Origin of the sequence: Skermania sp. ID1734, assembly GCF_007489285.1 — a bacterium.
In the GTDB taxonomy this organism is placed as follows: Bacteria; Actinomycetota; Actinomycetes; order Mycobacteriales; family Mycobacteriaceae; genus ID1734.
The window spans coordinates 16,623-35,669 of sequence record NZ_VLIY01000015.1; the positions used below are offsets into that span (position 1 = coordinate 16,623).

General features: G+C 65.4%; 17 protein-coding genes. 11 read left to right on the top strand and 6 right to left on the bottom strand.

The window, feature by feature from the left end; all coding sequences use genetic code 11:
- Window positions 1-131 precede the first annotated feature (131 nt).
- From rapZ to ppc, 8 genes are all read left to right on the top strand, one after another.
- Window positions 132-1,037 (top strand): RNase adapter RapZ, encoded by a 906-nt coding sequence (rapZ, locus tag FOS14_RS18220; RefSeq protein ID WP_143772240.1) that lies wholly within the window; start codon window positions 132-134, stop codon window positions 1,035-1,037.
- The gene (gene yvcK / locus FOS14_RS18225; protein WP_143772241.1) at window positions 1,034-2,101 is read left to right on the top strand and encodes a uridine diphosphate-N-acetylglucosamine-binding protein YvcK; all 1,068 of its coding nucleotides are present in this window, start codon (window positions 1,034-1,036) and stop codon (window positions 2,099-2,101) included. Before rapZ ends, yvcK begins: the two co-directional genes overlap by 4 nt.
- Window positions 2,085-3,068 (top strand): DNA-binding protein WhiA, encoded by a 984-nt coding sequence (gene whiA, locus FOS14_RS18230; RefSeq protein WP_143772242.1) that lies wholly within the window; start codon window positions 2,085-2,087, stop codon window positions 3,066-3,068. The genes yvcK and whiA overlap by 17 nt, the downstream gene beginning before the upstream one ends.
- A 110-nt stretch (window positions 3,069-3,178) precedes the next feature.
- The gene (gap, locus tag FOS14_RS18235; protein ID WP_143772243.1) at window positions 3,179-4,198 is read left to right on the top strand and encodes a type I glyceraldehyde-3-phosphate dehydrogenase; all 1,020 of its coding nucleotides are present in this window, start codon (window positions 3,179-3,181) and stop codon (window positions 4,196-4,198) included.
- Window positions 4,199-4,211: 13 nt separating this feature from the next.
- Complete coding sequence (gene pgk / locus FOS14_RS18240) at window positions 4,212-5,426, top strand: phosphoglycerate kinase (protein ID WP_143772244.1); 1,215 nt, start codon at window positions 4,212-4,214, stop codon at window positions 5,424-5,426.
- 147 nt (window positions 5,427-5,573) lie between these two features.
- Window positions 5,574-6,356 carry a triose-phosphate isomerase gene (tpiA, locus tag FOS14_RS18245; RefSeq protein ID WP_143772245.1) on the top strand — a complete coding sequence of 261 codons (783 nt, stop codon included), beginning with the start codon at window positions 5,574-5,576 and terminating at the stop codon, window positions 6,354-6,356.
- 340 nt (window positions 6,357-6,696) lie between these two features.
- Complete coding sequence (gene secG / locus FOS14_RS18250) at window positions 6,697-6,933, top strand: preprotein translocase subunit SecG (protein WP_143772246.1); 237 nt, start codon at window positions 6,697-6,699, stop codon at window positions 6,931-6,933.
- Between the two features lie 62 nt (window positions 6,934-6,995).
- Window positions 6,996-9,761: a phosphoenolpyruvate carboxylase gene (ppc, locus tag FOS14_RS18255; protein ID WP_143772247.1), complete on the top strand. Its 2,766-nt coding sequence runs from the start codon at window positions 6,996-6,998 to the stop codon at window positions 9,759-9,761.
- Here the strand turns inward: ppc and FOS14_RS18260 are convergent.
- The gene (locus tag FOS14_RS18260) at window positions 9,758-10,267 is read right to left on the bottom strand and encodes a hypothetical protein (RefSeq protein ID WP_143772248.1); all 510 of its coding nucleotides are present in this window, start codon (window positions 10,265-10,267) and stop codon (window positions 9,758-9,760) included. The genes ppc and FOS14_RS18260 overlap by 4 nt on opposite strands.
- Before the next feature lie 319 nt (window positions 10,268-10,586).
- Here FOS14_RS18260 and FOS14_RS18265 point away from each other — a divergent pair, with 319 nt between their 5' ends.
- Together FOS14_RS18265 and FOS14_RS18270 are read left to right on the top strand one after the other, a co-directional pair.
- Window positions 10,587-10,835, top strand: a complete 249-nt coding sequence (locus FOS14_RS18265; protein WP_143772249.1) for a type II toxin-antitoxin system VapB family antitoxin — start codon at window positions 10,587-10,589, stop codon at window positions 10,833-10,835.
- A gap of 13 nt (window positions 10,836-10,848) precedes the next feature.
- On the top strand, window positions 10,849-11,250 hold the full coding sequence (locus FOS14_RS18270) for a type II toxin-antitoxin system VapC family toxin (RefSeq protein ID WP_255450447.1): 402 nt from the start codon (window positions 10,849-10,851) through the stop codon (window positions 11,248-11,250).
- Between the two features lie 6 nt (window positions 11,251-11,256).
- On the opposite strand, the gene pgl is transcribed toward FOS14_RS18270, so the two are convergent.
- From pgl to tkt, 5 genes are read right to left on the bottom strand one after another with little or no spacing between them, the layout of a single operon-like run.
- Window positions 11,257-12,018 (bottom strand): 6-phosphogluconolactonase, encoded by a 762-nt coding sequence (gene pgl / locus FOS14_RS18275; RefSeq protein WP_370512257.1) that lies wholly within the window; start codon window positions 12,016-12,018, stop codon window positions 11,257-11,259.
- A gap of 1 nt (window position 12,019) precedes the next feature.
- Entirely contained in the window at window positions 12,020-12,928 is a 909-nt protein-coding gene (gene opcA / locus FOS14_RS18280; protein WP_143772252.1) for a glucose-6-phosphate dehydrogenase assembly protein OpcA, read from the bottom strand.
- Between the two features lie 18 nt (window positions 12,929-12,946).
- The gene (gene zwf / locus FOS14_RS18285) at window positions 12,947-14,497 is read right to left on the bottom strand and encodes a glucose-6-phosphate dehydrogenase (RefSeq protein ID WP_143772253.1); all 1,551 of its coding nucleotides are present in this window, start codon (window positions 14,495-14,497) and stop codon (window positions 12,947-12,949) included.
- On the bottom strand, window positions 14,498-15,616 hold the full coding sequence (tal, locus tag FOS14_RS18290) for a transaldolase (RefSeq protein ID WP_143772254.1): 1,119 nt from the start codon (window positions 15,614-15,616) through the stop codon (window positions 14,498-14,500).
- Between the two features lie 6 nt (window positions 15,617-15,622).
- Window positions 15,623-17,731 carry a transketolase gene (tkt, locus tag FOS14_RS18295; RefSeq protein ID WP_143772255.1) on the bottom strand — a complete coding sequence of 703 codons (2,109 nt, stop codon included), beginning with the start codon at window positions 17,729-17,731 and terminating at the stop codon, window positions 15,623-15,625.
- Between the two features lie 263 nt (window positions 17,732-17,994).
- Here tkt and FOS14_RS18300 point away from each other — a divergent pair, with 263 nt between their 5' ends.
- The gene (locus tag FOS14_RS18300) at window positions 17,995-18,963 is read left to right on the top strand and encodes a heme o synthase (RefSeq protein WP_143772256.1); all 969 of its coding nucleotides are present in this window, start codon (window positions 17,995-17,997) and stop codon (window positions 18,961-18,963) included.
- The last annotated feature ends 84 nt before the right edge of the window (window positions 18,964-19,047 follow it).

Consider the following 19,047-nt stretch of genomic DNA (forward strand, 5'->3'; position numbering starts at 1 on the left):
GGGGCGCGGGCGCCGGCGAAACAGTCAGGAGGTGTTGAAGCACGCTCTGCACCCGTCGACCGTATGTCAACGGTAGGGTTGCGTCGAAGTAACCGCGACACGGAGAACAGGTAAGGACCAGGGCGGCCGCAGTGGACCAGCAAGAGCGTGTGCAGCAGGCTGCCGATGGCGTCGATGTCGTTGTGGTGACTGGACTTTCGGGCGCCGGACGGGGCACGGCTGCGAAGGTGTTCGAAGACCTCGGCTGGTATGTCACCGACAACCTGCCCGCGGAGCTCATCCCGCGGTTGATCAACCTGGGGCTCGAAATCGACCCGCCGATCCGCCGGCTCGTCGTGGTCATGGACGTTCGCAGCCGGTTCTTTACCAGCGATCTCAACCGGGTGGTCAAGGAACTCGAGTCGCAGTCCGTGCACATGCGCCTGCTGTTTCTCGAGGCGTCCGACGACGTCCTGATTCGCCGGTTCAGTCACGTCCGACGCCGCCACCCACTGCAGAGTGAGAGCCTCGACGGCACCCTGTCGGGCGGAATCGCGGAGGAACGCCGGATCCTGGCCGACGTGAAATCGGCGGCCGATCTGGTGATCGACACGACCGCCCTGTCGATCCACGAACTGCGTCGCAAGATCGAGGAGGCCTACGGCGGCGCGACGCCGGACGCCCTACAGGTCACCGTGCAATCGTTCGGTTTCAAATACGGGGTTCCGATGGACGCCGATGTGATGCTGGATGTGCGCTTCCTGCCCAATCCCCATTGGATCCCCGAACTCCGCGAGCACACCGGCCGCGAGGCTGTCGTCCGGGACTACGTGCTGTCCCGCGACGGCGCCGCGGAGTATTTGCGGACCGCGAACCATTTGGTCGAGCTGACCACGAATGGCTACCTTCAAGAAGGCAAGCGATATATGACGATCGCGGTGGGGTGTACCGGGGGCAAGCACCGCAGCGTAGCGATTGCGGAGGCATTGGCAGACTTGGTAAGCGGCGACGAGAGCCATGCGGTGCGAGTGGTGCACCGCGATCTGGGGCGCGAATGAGCAGCGGATATCCCCACGACACGGATCACCAGCCAGCGATCGTCGCGCTCGGCGGTGGGCACGGCCTGTATGCCACCCTCAGTGCGGTCCGGCGGCTGACCCGCAACGTCACCGCGGTGGTCACCGTGGCCGACGACGGCGGCTCGTCCGGTCGGCTGCGATCCGAGCTGGGTGTGATTCCGCCTGGCGACCTGCGCATGGCGCTGGCCGCGCTCGCTGCCGACGACAATGCAGTTTCGGTGTGGACCAAGACGATTCAGCATCGTTTCGGCGGGACCGGAGCACTGGCCGGGCATTCAGTGGGCAACCTGATCCTGGCCGGGCTGAACGAGGTGCTCGGCGACCCCGTCACCGCGCTCGACGAGATGGCCCGGCTGCTGAAGATCAGTGGGCGGGTGTTGCCGATGGCGTCGATCGCCCTCGATATCGAAGCCGACGTGTCCGGCCTGGAGGCTGATCCGCGCGTCAGCCGCTGCATTCGAGGCCAGGTGGCCGTCGCCACCACGCCCGGCAAGGTGCGTCGGGTGCGGCTGATCCCGGCGGATCCGCCGGCCTGCACCGATGCGCTGACTGCGATCGATCACGCCGAACTGGTCGTGCTCGGGCCGGGGTCGTGGTTCACCAGCGTCATCCCGCACATGCTGGTACCGGAATTGCTGGACTCACTCACAACCACGCGCGCCCGGAAGGTGTTGGTGCTGAATTTGGCCGCCGAGCCGGGCGAGACGGCAGGATTCTCCGCAGAACGACATTTACACGTATTGTCGCAACACGCACCGACTTTCGTGGTCGATGATGTGATCGTGGATTCAGGGTCGGTGCCGGAGGGTCGCGAGCGTGAGCACCTGGTCCGGGCGGCGCGGGCGCTCGGGGCACAGGTCACTTTCGCCGACGTCGCCGAGCCCGGCGTGAGTCAACATCATCCGGGCAAGCTGGCTGCGGTCCTGCGCCCGTTAGCGGGACGGATAACCGGTAAGCGACGGATGTCGCCGCCGATAGGTATGTCGGGTGACGGACAGTCGGTATTGGTGGAAAGGGGAGCGCGTCGTGGCGATGACAGCTGAGGTTAAGGACGAACTCAGCCGGCTGGTGGTCAACCAGGTCAGCGCGCGGCGCGCCGAGTTGTCTGCGCTGCTCCGTTTTGCAGGTGGGTTGCACATCGTCGCCGGACGGGTGGTGGTCGAGGCCGAGGTGGACCTCGGCTCCATCGCGCGGCGGCTGCGCCGGGAGATTCTGGAGCTCTACGGCTATGCGTCCGACGTGCACGTTCTCGGCGCCGGCGGCCTGCGCAAGAGCGCTCGCTATGTAGTGCGGGTGTCCAAGGAGGGCGAGGCGCTGGCCCGGCAAACGGGATTGCTCGACGTCCGTGGGCGGCCGGTCCGGGGCCTGCCCAGCCAGGTGGTGGGCGGCAGCATCGCCGATGCGGAAGCAGCTTGGCGCGGCGCATTCCTGGCGCACGGCTCACTCACCGAGCCGGGGCGTTCGTCAGCCTTGGAGGTGAGTTGTCCGGGACCGGAGGCAGCGCTGGCATTGGTTGGCGCTGCACGGCGGCTCGGGATCACCGCAAAAGCCCGCGAGGTGCGCGGCACCGATCGGGTGGTGGTGCGCGACGGCGAGGCGATCGGCGCTCTGCTGACCAGAATGGGAGCACAGGACACGAGGCTCACCTGGGAGGAGCGCCGGATGCGGCGCGAGGTCCGCGCGACCGCGAACCGGCTCGCCAACTTCGATGACGCCAATTTGCGACGGTCCGCGCGGGCGGCCGTCGCGGCGGCGGCGCGGGTGGAGCGCGCCCTGGAGATTCTGGGTGACGAGGTGCCCGACCATCTCGCGGCGGCCGGCACCCTGCGCGTGCAGCACCGGCAGGCGTCGCTCGAGGAGCTGGGCCAGCTCGCCGATCCGCCGATGACTAAAGACGCTGTGGCAGGACGCATTCGACGCCTGCTGTCGATGGCCGACAAGGAAGCCAAGAAGCGCGGTATCCCCGACACCGAGTCGGCGGTTACTGCTGAGTTGCTCGACGAGGCCTGAAGCCCCCGCGCCCGATGGATAGATCACACCACTGACAATGACTGTCAGGGGGCGATTAGCCGTCGACTAGGGTAATTACGACACACACGGAAATTCATAAGGAGCCAATCGTGACGGTCCGGGTAGGCGTGAACGGCTTCGGCCGTATCGGACGAAACTTCTTCAGGGCGATCGAGGCGCAAAAGGCGCTCGGCACCACCGACATCGAGATCGTGGCGGTCAACGACCTGACCGACAACGCAACGCTCGCGCACCTGCTCAAGTACGACTCGATTCTCGGCCGCCTGCCGCACGACGTTTCGCTGGAAGGCGATGACACCATCGTCGTCGGCGACCGCAAGATCAAGGCCCTCGAGGTCAAGGCCGGTCCGTCGGAACTGCCGTGGGGCGACCTGGGTGTTGACGTCGTCGTCGAGTCGACCGGCATCTTCACCGACGCTGCCAAGGCCAAGGGGCACCTTGCGGCCGGCGCGAAGAAGGTCATCATTTCCGCGCCGGCTAAGGGTGAGGACATCACGATCGTCATGGGCGTCAACGACGACAAGTACGACGGCAGCCAGAACATCATCTCGAACGCGTCGTGCACCACGAACTGCCTCGGTCCGCTGGCCAAGGTCCTCAACGACGAGTTCGGCATCGTCCGTGGCCTCATGACCACCATCCACGCCTACACGCAGGACCAGAACCTGCAGGACGGCCCGCACAAGGATCTGCGCCGTGCCCGCGCGGCCGCGCTGAACATCGTGCCCACGGGAACCGGCGCCGCGAAGGCGATCGGGCTGGTGCTGCCGGAGCTGCAGGGCAAGCTCGACGGCTACGCACTGCGGGTGCCGGTGCCGACGGGTTCGGTCACCGACCTGACCGCCAACCTCGCCAAGTCGGCCTCGGTGGACGACATCAACGCCGCCATGCGTGCGGCCGCCGAGGGTCCGCTCAAGGGCATTCTGAAGTACAACACAGACCCGATCGTCTCCTCCGACATCGTGACGGACCCGCACTCGAGCATCTACGACGCGCCGCTGACCAAGGTCATCGATGACGAGGTGAAGGTGGTCTCCTGGTACGACAACGAGTGGGGTTACTCGAACCGACTGGTCGACCTGGTCGGTCTCGTCGGCAAATCGCTCTAAGGAGCCCGCTTCCGTGAAGACCCTGCAGGACCTACTGAACTCCGGTGTCGAGGGTCGGGGCGTTCTCGTGCGCTCCGACCTCAATGTCCCGCTCGAGGACGGCAAAATCACCGACCCGGGTCGCATCATCGCTTCCGTTCCGACGCTGAAGGCGTTGGTCGAGGCCGGTGCCAAGGTTGTCGTCATGGCGCACTTGGGCCGGCCGAAGGGCGCCGTTGATCCGAAGTTGTCGCTGGCGCCAGTTGCGGAGCGGCTCGCCGCCGAGTTGGGACGTAATGTCCAACTCGCGGGTGACGTGGTGGGCCAGGACGCGTTGGCGCGCTCGGAGGGCCTCACCGACGGTGACGTGCTGCTCCTCGAGAACGTGCGGTTCGATCCTCGCGAAACCAGCAAAGACGACGCGGAGCGTGGCAAGCTCGCCGCCGCGCTCGTCGAATTGGTCGGCGACGACGGGGCTTTCGTCTCCGACGGCTTCGGTGTCGTGCACCGCAAGCAGGCGTCGGTCTATGACGTGGCGAAGCTGCTGCCGTCGTACTCGGGCACGCTGGTCGAGGAAGAAGTGGGCGTGCTGGCCAAGCTGACGAGCGAGCCGGATCAGCCGTATGCCGTGGTGCTCGGCGGATCCAAGGTTTCCGACAAACTGGCCGTCATCGAGGCGCTGGCGCCGAAGGTCGACACGTTGGTCATCGGTGGCGGAATGTGCTTCACCTTCCTTGCCGCGCAAGGGCATCCGGTTGGCAATTCACTGCTGCAGGAAGAGATGATCGATACCTGCAAGGATTTGCTCGACCGCTACGCCGACGTCATCCACGTGCCGCGCGACGTGGTGGCCGCGGACAGCTTCTCGGCCGACGCACAGGCGAAAACCGTCGATGCGCACCAAATTCCGGACGGCTGGATGGGTCTGGACATCGGCCCGGAGTCGGCCAAGCGGTTCGGTGCGGTGCTGGGTGCGGCCAAGACGATCTTCTGGAACGGCCCGATGGGCGTGTTCGAGTTCGAGAAGTTCGCGGCCGGTACTCGTGCGGTGGCCGAGGCGATTGTGAAGGCGACCGGCAAGGGCGCGTTCAGCGTGGTCGGTGGCGGCGACTCGGCGGCCGCGGTGCGTCAGCTCGGGTTGCCCGAGGACGGGTTCTCGCACATTTCCACCGGTGGCGGGGCGTCGCTGGAGTACCTGGAGGGCAAGGAGCTGCCGGGTCTGGCGGTACTGGAGGTGAAGGGGGAGTGAGCATCGCAGCGACGAAGTCGCGAGGAGCGGAGCGAGTCCTGAACCGACCAACGGACTCGGAGGTGAAGGGGGAGTGAGCATCGCAGCGACGAAGTCGCGAGGAGCGGAGCGAGTCCTGAACCGACCATCAAGTTCGGAGGTGAAGGGATGAGTCGTAAACCGCTCATCGCCGGCAACTGGAAGATGAACCTCAACCACCTCGAGGCCATCGCCCTGGTGCAGAAACTGGCGTTTGCGTTGCCGGAGAAGTACTTCAGCAGGGTCGATGTCGCGGTGATTCCGCCGTTCACCGACATCCGCAGCGTGCAGACCCTCGTCGAGGGGGACAAGCTGCTGCTCACCTATGGCGCGCAGGATGTGTCGGTACACGACTCGGGTGCCTACACCGGCGAGATCAGCGGCTCCATGCTGGCCAAGCTGGGCTGCACCTTCGTAGTGGTCGGTCACTCGGAGCGGCGCCAGTATCACCACGAGGACGATGCGACGGTGCTGGCCAAGGCCAAGGCCGTGCTCAAGAACGAGATGACGCCGATCGTGTGCATCGGTGAGGGGCTTGACGTCCGCGAGTCCGGCAATCAGGTCGAGTACAACCTCGAACAGTTGCGCGGGTCGCTGAAGGGGCTGTCCGCCGAGGACATCGCCAATGTTGTCATTGCCTACGAGCCGGTGTGGGCGATCGGCACTGGGCGGGTGGCCACGCCGCAGGACGCGCAGGAGGTGTGTGGCGCGATTCGCGAGGAGTTGGTCAAGCTCGCCGATGCCGACGTAGCGGCCGGGGTGCGGATTCTCTACGGCGGTTCGGTCAACGCGAAGAACGTCGGTGAACTGGTGGCCCAGCCGGATGTGGATGGAGCACTGGTCGGTGGGGCGTCGTTGAAGGCGGACGAGTTCGCGACCCTCTCGGCGATCGCGGCCGGAGGCCCGCTGTAGGTTCAGCGGGCTCGTAGGACGCCGATCGGGCACTGCGGCCGGAGGCCCGCTGTAGGTTCAGCGGGGACAGAGGGCCGCTGCCCAAGCGTGCGTTGAGATGTGCACTCACATGTGTGTACATCTCAAGCCGCCCGCCCGCCCCAGGATGTACACACACAGGTGTGTACATCTCAAGCCGCCCGCCTGCCCCAGGATGTACACACACAGGTGTGTACATCTTCAAGCCGCCAGCCCACCCCGCCGTGTGTGTATACGCGTGTGGCGTGGCTCGCCGTGCTGTACCGGGTTGCCTGCCCGTGTATCGTGGGCGGGCGACGCCTGTGAGGAGATAGAAGACCCCGTGGAACTGTTCCTGGATATCTTGCTGGTGGTGACCAGCGTGCTGATGGTGCTGCTGGTGCTCCTGCATCGCGCTAAGGGCGGCGGTCTGTCCAGCCTCTTCGGCGGTGGCGTGCAGTCGAGCCTGTCGGGCTCCACTGTGGTGGAGAAGAACCTCGACCGGATCACTATCTTCACGTCGATCGTCTGGCTCATCGCCATTCTCGGGATCGGTCTGGAAATCAAGCTCGGGGGCTGAGCTCACGACAGGCAGCGGAGGCCTGAGAGAACGTCCGGTGCAAACCAGTCATACTTCTCGGCATGACTGCGACCGATCCGGGCCGTGAAGCCACCGAGCCGCTCCGTGAAGACATCCGCCTCCTCGGTGGCATTCTCGGACAAATAGTCCGCGAACAAGAAGGCGAGGAGGTCTTCGGCCTCGTCGAGAAGGCGCGCGTCGAGTCTTTCCGGCTGCGGCGGTCCGAGATCGACCGCGCCGAGTTGGCGAAGCTGTTCGACGGCATTGTCATCGGCAAGGCCATTCCGGTCATTCGAGCGTTCAGCCATTTCTCGCTCCTGGCCAACCTTGCCGAGGACCTGCACCGGGAGCGGCGCCGCGCCATCCACGTGCGGGCCGGTGAGCCGCCCCAGGACAGCAGCCTCGCCGCCACTTACGCGAAACTCGACGCTGCCGGCCTTGAGTCGGACACCGTCGCCGACCTGCTGCGCGACGCGTTGGTGTCGCCGGTGATCACGGCTCACCCGACCGAGACTCGCCGCCGCACTGTCTTCGAAACGCAGGCCCGCATCACGGAACTCATGCGGTTCCGGGAACGCACCGATCTTGATGAAAGTGAACAAGAAGATGTCGAGGTGCGGTTGCGTCGACAGATTCTTACGCTGTGGCAAACCGCGCTGATTCGTCTTCACCGCCTGCGCATCCAGGACGAGATCGAGGTCGGCCTGCGCTACTTCGATCTGTCGCTGCTCGACGTCATCCCGGACATCAATGCGCGCGTGCGTGAGCAGTTGCGGAAGCGCTGGCCGGAGGCGGATCTGTTGCAGCAGCCGATGTTGCGTCCTGGCTCGTGGATCGGTGGTGACCGCGACGGCAACCCGTTTGTCACGGCCGACGTCGTACACCGTGCGACGCACCGGGCGGCGTTCGTCGCGATGGACCACCACCTCACGGAGCTGTCGCATCTCGAGCAGGAATTGTCCATGTCGGCGCGGCTTGTCACCGTCACGTACGACCTCGATGCGCTCGCGGATGCGGCCGGAGATGTCGCGGCCGGCCATGCCGACGAGCCCTACCGCCGCGCGCTGCGGGGCATCCGGGCCCGGCTCACCGCGACGGGCGAGCGGATTCTGGATTCCCAGCCCGAACACGCGCTGCCGTCGTCGCTGCCGCCGTACTCGTCGCCGCAGGAGGTGCTGGCGGACCTCGATGTTGTCGATGCCTCGTTGCGCAGGCACGGCGATGCGATTCTCGCTGATGCCCGCCTCGCCAGGCTGCGGCAGTCGATCGAGACGTTCGGTTTTCATCTCAGCGGTCTGGACATGCGGCAGAACTCGGCCATCCACGAGACTGTCGTCGCCGAGTTGCTCGCCTGGGCTGGCGTCCACGCGGATTACACGTCGCTGCCGGAAGAGGAACGGGTACGGCTGCTGGCCCGCGAGCTGGAGACACGCCGACCGCTGACCGGGCCCGACGCCACGTTCAGCGAGCTGACGACCAACGAGTTGGCGATCGTGCGCTCGGCCGCCGACGCTGTCCGAACGCTCGGCCCTGGAGCGATCCCGAACTACATCATCAGCATGTGCACGTCCGTCAGCGACATCCTCGAGGCGGCCATCCTGCTGAAGGAAGCAGGCATCCTCGTTCCGGGTGTGAACGGCGAGCCACCTCGGTCCGAAGTCGGGGTGGTGCCGCTGTTCGAGACAATCGAGGATCTGCAGAACGGTGCGAAAACGCTGCTGGCGACCCTGGATGTGCCGGTGTACCGGGAGTTGGTGCGCTCGCGTGGAGACAACCAGGAGGTGATGCTCGGCTACTCGGATTCGAACAAGGACGGTGGGTACCTCGCCGCCAACTGGGCACTGTACCGGGCCGAGCTCGATCTCGTTGAGGCCGCGCGCAGCAGCGGAATTCGGTTGCGGCTCTTCCACGGTCGTGGCGGCAGCATCGGCCGCGGTGGCGGACCCAGCTACGAGGCGATTCTCGCCCAACCGGCGGGCGCGGTGACGGGGTCGTTACGCATCACCGAACAGGGCGAGGTCATCGCCGCAAAATTTGCCGAGCCACGGCTGGCCCGCCGCAACCTGGAGTCCCTTATCGCGGCCACCCTCGAATCGACCCTGCTCGACGTCGAGGGCCTCGGCGACGCGGCCGAGCCCGCATATGCGATCTTCGACGACCTGGCCGCACGAGCACGTTCGGCGTACGCGGAGTTGGTGCACGAAACCCCCGGATTTGTTGATTACTTCCGGATGTCCACCCCGGTCGCGGAGATCGGCGAGCTCAACATCGGTAGCCGGCCGTCGTCGCGCAAGCCCACGAGTTCGGTGTCGGATCTGCGCGCCATTCCGTGGGTGATGTCGTGGAGTCAATCTCGCGTCATGCTGCCGGGCTGGTACGGCGTCGGCACGGCGTTCGAAGACTGGATCGGCGAGGACGAGAACCGACTGGCGCAACTCTCCGAGCTGTATCAGCGTTGGCCGTTCTTCCGTTCGATGATGTCGAACATGGCCATGGTCATGGCCAAGGCGGACCTCGGTCTGGCGGCGCGGTATTCCGAACTGGTGCCGGATGAAGCGTTGCGGCAAAAGATCTTCGGCATGATCTGCGTCGAATACGACAAGACGGTGCGCATGTATCGGGCGATCACCGGCCAGCCCGACCTGCTGGCCGACAACCCGGCCGTGGCGCGGGCGGTGTTCAACCGCTTCCCGTATCTGGAACCGCTGAACCACCTGCAGGTGGAATTGTTGCGTCAGTATCGCGCCGGCGATGATCGGGAACTCGTCAAGCGCGGGATCCTGTTGACGATGAACGGGTTGGCCGCGGCCCTGCGAAACAGCGGTTAGTCGCTCACCCAGTGGTATTCGGTTTCGAGGCCTTGGTAGGCGTCGAAACGGGGGAGTGGCGCGTCGTTGAGCGCGGCGTCGAGGCGGTCGAGGTAGAACTGCAGGCGCGGGCCGGTGACGGGCAGGTCCGATGGGTGCAGGTGGCGTCGCACCACTTCCAGAGTGGTCACCACACCTACTTGGTGCAGGGTGATCTCCAGGATTGCGTTGTGGAGTTGCAGGTCGGCGCGATGCGGCGCCTCGCAGTGCTGGACGCGTATCGACACCGTTTTTTGCAGGCAGTCATCGTCGAGCGCGACCTGCAGGTCGCGGCCTGAATCTTCGCCGCCTGAATCTTCGACGACTGTGCCGAACCAGGTGGGAAGCGTCGCGGATTCGGTGAGTCGTTCCCATACGTCGACGATCGGGATGGCGAAACCGCGCACGTAGTGCAGCATGACCAGATCGCTGCCAGTAGCCCGGTCATGTTCGGGTCGGACCTCGCCGATGGGGGACGTCACGGTCACGTGGGCTCCTTCCTTCGCACATTCATTGAACACGCCCGAGTGCGCTACGGGGAACCGATTGCCGCTGGCCCACGTCAAATCCGGTAAGCAGCACAACCAGGCGATCGGGCGAAAGGTGTTGGAATGCAGCAGCGCTCAGGGTGTCATGCGGGATGGCGGCAGGGATTGCGGGCGCGATCGCGGTCGGGTCCGGGGACTCGCGGAATGTGCGCGCGGGCCGAGGGAGCGGACCGCAGTGCGCCGCCTTGGCGCGGCCCGACGGACACCGGAGATACCGCGACGCATCATGATGCGGAGTGATGATGATATGATGCGATTTATGCGGACGACCGTCAACATCGACGATGAACTGCTGACACAGGCGAAAATGCTCGCCGCACGCACGTCTCGCAGCCTTGGTGCCGTGGTCGATGACGCGTTGCGTGTCCTGTTGAAGGCACAGAGCGTTTCCGCTGAGCAGACGGGGTGGCGGTTGCCGTCGGCGAATCTCGGCCGGTTGCAACCCGGCGTGGATTTGGAGGACAAGGAGTCGCTCGCGAACGTGTTAGGCGACAATGATCTGTCCTGACGTCAACGTTTTCGTGTATGCGTTGAACGAGGACAGCGCCCATCATGCGCAGTATCGGAATTGGCTGGTGGAGGCGCTCCGTGGTGTGGAGCCGGTGGGCGTCAGCGAATTGGTTCTTGCCGGGGTTGTTCGCATCTTGACGAACCATCGGATCTTTGAACGCCCGAGCTCAACTCAGGAGGCGCTCGACTATTGCGCGGCCATCCGGGCTGCACCTTCGGCGGTTCCGCTCCAACCCGGACCTCGGCACTGGGCGCTGTTCGCCGAACTCTGCGCCGAAACCGCGGCAAAGGGAAACATCGTCCCTGATGCCTATCACGCCGCCTTGGCAATCGAAAATGGCGCGACCTGGATCACCAACGACCGAGGATTTGCGCGATTCCCCAAACTTATGTGGCGCAAGCCATTTGACTGAATGTGACTACTTGCCGTTCCGGTCCAGCTTGCTCGCCGCCGGCTCGTCGAGCAACCAGACAGTCTTGAGGTGTCCATGCGCACCTGCGGCCGGAACGTCCTCCGGGACGGCGTGATCGTCGACCGCGGCAGCCACCGCGTCCGCCTTACCCGCACCGGACACCACCAGCCACACTTCCCGTGCATGCCGCACCGCGGGCAGCGTCAAGGTGATGCGCACCGGCGGCGGCTTGGGGGAATCGAGCACCGAAACCACCATGTGCTCGTGTTCGCGCACGGCGTCGGAGTTCGGAAACAGTGAGTTGACGTGGCCTTCCGGGCCCATACCCAACAGATGCACGTCGAAGAGCGGCACGTCCGTGCCGCGCGCTTGCTCGGACAAGACCCGGGCATACCCGGCCGCGGCTGCCTCTGGATTGTTGCCGAACTCGCCGTCGGAAGCCGCCATCGGGAAAACCCGCGCCGGATCGACGTCGACATGATCGAGCAGAGCCTCGCGGGCTTGTAGCTCGTTGCGTTCCTGGTCGTCATGCGGGACGAATCGTTCGTCGCCCCAGTAGATGTCGACCTTGCGCCAGTCGATGCTGCCCGGGTTCTCCCGAACCCATTTCAGAAGTCCGATGCCGGTGCCGCCCCCGGTCAACACGACTGCCGCCGAGCCGCGTTCGGCCTGGGCCGACTCGATGGCCTCGACGAAGCGCTGGCCGGCGGCGGCGACCAGGGCGTCGGTGTCGGGGTAGGTCTCGACAATCACAGTGGGCGCGGTCATATCACTCATATTGCACGCTCTCCATGCCCTCGAGGGCCGACTCGTAAATCTCGTCGGGATCAAGTCTGCGGAGATCCTCGGCGAGGCAGTCGCGAGTTTCCCGACGCGCCAACGCAAGGCGACGATCCGGCTGCCCGGTGCGCGACAGCGTCGCTGTGCGGCCGGTCTGCGGCCGGCTCAGCGTGATGGACGAGGTTTCGCGCTGCAGTTCGACGAACAGGTCGCCGAACTTCCTGGTGACCGGGCAGTTCAGGCGGCTTGCCAGCCAGCCCGCCGTCACATCGAGCGCCGGTTCCTCCCGTAGGCCGGAGACGACGACGCGCTGGACCGGTTCGAACGGAGCCTCGTCGAGCGCCGACGTCAACAGCGCCCGCCAGTACGTCACCCGTGCCCACGACAGGTCCGTGTCGCCCGCCGCGTAGCTCGCGCGACGGGTCTTGATCGTCTGCAACGGATCATCGGCGAGCGTCGCGTCGGTGATTCGTCTGATTGCCAGCCGGCCTACCGGATCCTCGGCGGGCACAGGCGGTGCGTTGCGGGGCCACCACGCCACCACCGGGGTGTCGGGCAGGAGAAACGGGATGACCACACTGCTTTCGTGTTCCGTGAGTTCACCGGCGAGCATGAGCACGATGACCTCGGACGCTCCGGCGTCTCCGCCTACCCGGATCTGGGCGTCCAGTCTCGTTGCGTCGCTGCGGTTGCCGCGGGACAGCACGATGATCCGGCAGGGGTGTTCCTTGCTGGCCTCGTTCGCCGCGTCGATGGCGTCCTCGGTGTCGGCCGCGTTATCGGTACAAATGACCAGAGTCAGAACCCTTCCGGAGGTGACTAGACCGTTGGATTCGCGCAGTTCGATCAGCGTCTTGCCGACGGCCGAGGTGGTGGTCTGGGGCAGGTCGACGATCATCTCGCTAGTTCTCCCTGTCTACGGCCGCCGCCACACACGTCCAGTGCGGGCGAGCATTTCATCAGCCGACTTCGGCCCCCACGTCCCGGCCTCATACGACTCGGGCCGCCCGTTGGCCGCCCAATGGTCGAGCACGGGATCCAGTATTTTCCAGGACAATTCGACCTCGGCGTTCACCGGGAACAAGGACGGCACGCCCAACAGCACGTCGAGGATCAGCCGTTCGTAGGCCTCGGGGGAGGACTCGGTGAACGCGGCGCCGTAACTGAAGTCCATGTTGACGTCGCGCACCTCCATGCTCGACCCCGGCACCTTGGAGCCGAATCGCATGGTGACGCCCTCGTCCGGCTGGACCCGGATAACCAGAGCGTTCTGACCGAGCTCTTCGGTCATCGTTTCGTCGAACGGAAGATGTGGCGCCCGCTTGAACACGACCGCAATCTCGGTGACGCGCCGGCCTAGCCGTTTACCGGTGCGCAGGTAGAACGGCACCCCCGCCCAGCGTCGAGTGTCCACGGCCAGCGTGATGGCCGCGTAGGTCTCGGTGCGCGACTCCGGCGAAAAGCCCTCCTCCTCGAGCAGCCCAACCACCGGCTGGCCGCCCTGCCAACCGGCGGCGTACTGTCCGCGTGCGGTCGTCTCATCAAGCGGCTCAACAAGTTTGGTGGCCGAGAGCACCTTGATCTTCTCGGTCTGTAGTTCGCCCGGTGCGAAGCTGACCGGCTCCTCCATCGCGGTGAACGCCAACAACTGCAGCAGATGGTTCTGGATGACGTCACGGGCGGCGCCGATGCCGTCGTAGTACCCGGCGCGGCCACCGAGGCCGATATCTTCGGCCATCGTGATCTGCACATGGTCGACGTAATGGGCATTCCAGATCGGCTCGAACAATTGGTTGGCGAACCGCAGCGCGAGGATGTTCTGCACCACCTCTTTGCCGAGGTAGTGGTCGATGCGGAAGACCGTCTCCTCCGGAAAGACCTGGTTGACCAGGGCGTTGAGTTTGCGGGCGCTCTCCAGGTCGTGGCCGAAGGGCTTCTCCACCACCACCCGTCGCCAGGCGCCGTTCTTGGGAGTGGCCAGTCCGGAATCGGCGAGTTGTTGGAGCACGACCGGGAACGCGCCCGGCGGAATCGACAAGTAGAAGGCGTGATTGCCGCCGGTGCCGCGTTCGGCGTCGAGCGAAGCCAGCGTTTTGCTGAGCCGGTCGAAGGCGCTGTCGTCGTCGAAGGTGCCCTGCACAAAGCGAATTCCCTCGGCCAGGCGGTCCCAGACCTCCTGCCGGTACGGAGTGCGCGCATGCTCCTTCACTGCGTCGTGCACGATCGCTGCGAAGTCCTCATGGGCCATATCGCGGCGGGCAAAACCGACCAGCGTGAAGCCCGGCGGCAACAACCCGCGATTGGCGAGGTCGTACACCGCCGGCATCAACTTCTTGCGCGCCAGGTCGCCGGTGACACCGAAGATGACGAGGCTGCAAGGACCAGCGATTCGCGGCAGCCGCATGTCCCGCTCGTCGCGCAGCGGGTTACGCCAGGCGGCCCTTGCAACCTCGGTGTCGTCGGACATTCAGTTCTTGGCGCGCAGTTGCTCGGCGGTGGCGTCGAGCAACTCCTGCCAGGACTTCATGAACTTGTCGACACCCTCGCTCTCCAGGGTCGCGAACACGTCCGGCAGATCGACGCCGACGTCGGTGAGCTGGTCGAACAACGCCTGCGCCTGAGCGGATCGGCCGCTGACCGTGTCACCGCTGATCTCGGCGTGGTCGGCGACCGCCTGCAGCGTCTTCTCCGGCATCGTGTTCACCGTGTTCGGCGCCACCAAGTCGGTGACGTACATGACGTCGGAGTAGTCCGGGTTCTTCACGCCGGTCGAGGCCCACAGCGGGCGCTGACGGTTGGCGCGCTCCGACTTCAGGTTGTCGAAGCGGGTGTTCGCACCCTCGAAGACTTCCTGGTAGGCCGCGTACGCGAGCCGGGCGTTGGCAACACCCGCCTTACCTCGCAGCGCGAGGGCTTCGGCACTGCCGAGCTTCTCGAGCCGCTTGTCGATCTCCGTGTCCACCCGGGAGACGAAGAACGATGCGACGGAGTGAATGCGGCTCAGGTCGCGGCCGGAGTTCTTGGCCTCTTCCAGCCCGGCGAGGTAGGCGTCCATCACCTCGCGGTGCCGCTCGACCGAGAAGATCAGCGTGACGTTCACACTGATGCCCTCGGCGATGGCCTTGGTGATCGCCGGGAGCCCGGGCTTGGTGGCAGGGATCTTGATCAACACGTTCGGCCGATCGACGATCTTCCACAATTCGATGGCCTGCGCGATGGTCTTGTCGGTGTCGAACGCGAGGAATGGGTCCACCTCGATGGACACGCGGCCATCAACGCCGCCGCTGGACTCGAAGATCGGCGCGAACACGTCGCAGGCGTTGCGCACGTCGTCGGTGGTGATCGTGCGGATGGCGGCGTCCACATCAGCACCGCGCGCGGCAAGCTCTTTGACCTGATCGTCGTAGGCGTCGCCCTTGCTGAGCGCGCCCTGGAAGATCGTCGGGTTGGTCGTGACACCTACCACGTTGCGGGTCTCGATCAGCTCGGTGAGGTTGCCGGATTGAATCCGTTCCCGCGAAAGGTCGTCGAGCCAGATGGATACGCCCTGGTTGGACAGTGCCGTGGTGTTTGCGTTCTGACTCATGTCAGGTCACCCCTTCAAGTTTTCGATAGATTTGCGGGCCGCTGCGGCGACGTGGGAATCGGTGAAGCCGAACTCGCGGAAAAGCGTCTGGTAATCGGCCGAGGCACCGAAGTGCTCGATCGAAACAATTTCGCCGGCGTCGCCGACGAACCGGTACCACGGCATTGCGATGCCGGCCTCCACTGCGACGCGCGCCTTGACCGCCGGCGGCAGCACTTCGTCGCGGTAGCTCTGATCCTGGTTGTCGAACCATTCCACGCAGGGCATCGACACCACCCGGGTCGCGATGCCATCGGCCTCGAGGGAATTGCGGGCCGCAACCGCGATCTGCAACTCCGAGCCCGTCGCGATGATCACGACGTCAGGAGTGGGCTTGCTGGCTTCAGCCAGGATGTAGCCGCCGCGCGCGACACCCTCGTAGTTGGTGCCCTCCAGCACGGGCAGGTTCTGCCGGGTCAGCGCCAGCGCCGTCGGACGGTGGGCCGACTTGTCGCGACCCTGCTCGATCGTGGCGCGCCACGCATGCGCCGTCTCGTTCGCGTCGCCGGGCCGAACAACGTTGAGCCCCGGAATGGCTCGCAGCGCGGCGAGATGCTCGATCGGCTGGTGGGTCGGGCCATCTTCGCCCAGACCGATCGAGTCGTGCGTCCAGACGTAAACGACCGGGCACTGCATAATCGCGGCCAACCGGACCGCTGGTCGCATGTAGTCGCTGAACACCAGGAACGTTCCGCCGAACGGGCGGGTGGGCCCGTGCAGCGCAATTCCGTTGAGGATCGACCCCATCGCGTGCTCTCGGACACCGAAGTGCAGCACGCGACCGTACGGGTTGGCCTTCCACATCCCGGTCGAGATGCTTTCCGGGCCGAAGCTCGCCGAATCGGGGATGGTGGTGTTGTTCGACTCGGCCAAGTCCGCGGAGCCGCCCCACAGTTCCGGTAGCACCGGGCCGAGCGCCTCGAGCACCTTGGCCGACGCCTTCCGGGTGGCGAGGCCCTTCGCATCGGGCTCCCAGGTCGGCAGTCCGCTGTACCAGCCGTCGGGCAATTCGCGCCCGTGCAGGCGGTCGAACAGCGCCTTGTTGTCCGGGCACCGCTGTGCCCAGGCGTCGAACTGTTCCTGCCAGGCCTTGTGTGCCTCGGCGCCACGCTCGCCGACCTTGCGCGCGTGCGCGATGACCTCCTCGGCGACGTCGAACTTCTTCTCCGGGTCGAAGCCGAGCGCCTTCTTCACCGCCGCGACCTCGTCGTCACCGAGGGCAGCACCGTGCGCGGCGCCGGTGTTCATCTTGTTCGGCGCTGGATAGCCGATGATCGTGCGCAGCAGGATGAACGACGGCTTGTCGGTGACGGCCTTGGCGTTGTCGATGGCCTCCTGGATGCCGACTACGTTCTCGCCGCCCTCGACGACCTGTACGTGCCAGCCGTAGGCCTCGTACCGCTTGGCGGTGTCCTCGCCGAGCGCGATCGTGGTGTCGTCCTCGATGGAGATCTTGTTGTCGTCATAAATCACCACGAGGTTGCCGAGTTGCTGAACCCCGGCGAGCGACGACGCCTCGGAAGTGACCCCTTCTTCGATGTCGCCGTCGGATGCGATCACGTAGATGTAATGGTCGAAAGGGCTCTGTCCGGGCGCGGCGTCCGGGTCGAACAGCCCGCGCTCGCGACGCGACGCCATCGACATGCCGACAGCCGACGCCAGACCCTGGCCGAGTGGGCCGGTAGTGATCTCCACACCTCGGGTGTGGCCGTGCTCGGGGTGGCCGGGAGTCTTGGAACCCCAGGTGCGCAGCTCTTCGAGGTCTTTCAGTTCCAGTCCGTAGCCGGAGAGGTAGAGCTGGATGTACAGCGTGAGACTCGAGTGTCCGCAGGAGAGCACGAACCTGTCGCGGCCGACCCAGTCGGCGTCGTTGGGATCGTGGCGCATCACATGCTGGAACAGCGTGTACGCGAGCGGGGCAAGGCTCATCGCGGTGCCGGGGTGACCGTTGCCGACCTTCTGTACCGCATCGGCGGCGAGAACCCGGATGGTGTCCACCGTGCGCTTATCCAGGTCGGTCCAATCCGACGGGTAGTGCGGTTCGGTCAGCTTGCGGATCTCATCAGTGATCGGCACGGGTTGCGGTTCTCCTTCTGGCGATAATCTGCTACGTCCACCCTAGTTGTGTGGCCGACACGTTGCCCGCGCAATTGCGGCTTTGCGCGTGTCTGTTCATCCGCGCGTCATGAGCAGGCGCGAGATCGGGTAGGGGTTCGGCAATCTGAAGGTGTCGCGCCGTCTACCATCATCTGTAGTAGCTGCGCCGCAGGCGTCGATAGGGTGCAGCGGATCAGCCCCGATTCGATGCGCGTGTCGCACGCGTGTGGCTAGGAGAAGGTGTGCGGACAGGGCAGCAGAGCGGACACGGTCTGGGTACGGCCGTGCCAACCCAGCCGTCCGCGCCGATGCATCCGCTGTTGGCGACGCCACTGGCGTACCTGGCCCTCACCAAGCCGCGGGTCATCGAGCTGCTCCTCGTCGCGACCATTCCCTCGATGCTGCTCGCCGATCGCGGATCCGTCGACATCGTCCTGATCATCAGCACGCTCTTCGGTGGGTGGATGGGCGCGGCCAGCGCCAACACCCTCAACTGCGTGGTCGACGCCGACATCGACAAGGTGATGAAGCGCACCGCGAAGCGTCCGTTGGCGCGCGCGGTCGTGCCGCGCCGAAACGCGTTGATCTTCGGCCTGACACTCGGAGTAGCGTCGTTCGCCTGGCTGTGGTGGCGTGCCAACCTGCTCAGCGGGCTGTTGGTGGTCGCCACGATCCTGTTCTACGTCTTCGTCTACACCCTCGGCCTCAAGCGGCGCACATCGCAGAACGTGGTGTGGGGCGGTGCCGCGGGCTGCATGCCGGTGATGGTCGGCTGGTCGGCGGTCACCGGGTCGATCGGGTGGCCGGCGCTGGTGCTGTTCGCGGTGATCTTCTTCTGGACACCGCCGCACACCTGGGCGCTCGCGATGCGTTACAAAGAGGACTACAAAGCCGCGGGCGTGCCCATGCTGCCCGTGGTGGCGACCGAGCGGCAGGTTACCCGCCAGATCGTGGTCTACACCTGGCTCACCGTGCTGGCCACGCTCGCGCTCGTTCCGGCGACCGGCGTGATCTATGCGGCCGTCGCCCTGGTGTCCGGCGCCTGGTTCCTCTTGATGGCCCACCAGTTGTACGCGGGCGTGCGGCGCGGTGAGTCGGTGCAGCCGCTGCGACTGTTCCTGCAGTCCAACAACTACCTGGCGGTGGTCTTCTGCGGTCTGGCCGTGGATTCTGTTCTGGGCTGGCCGACGATTGCGGGCTACTTCAGCTGACTTCTGACTGACGTTTGCTCGTCATCGGCGCAGTTCGCTCCGCACCTCGACACTTCGCTCCCCGCGCGCGGAACGCGAGTTGTA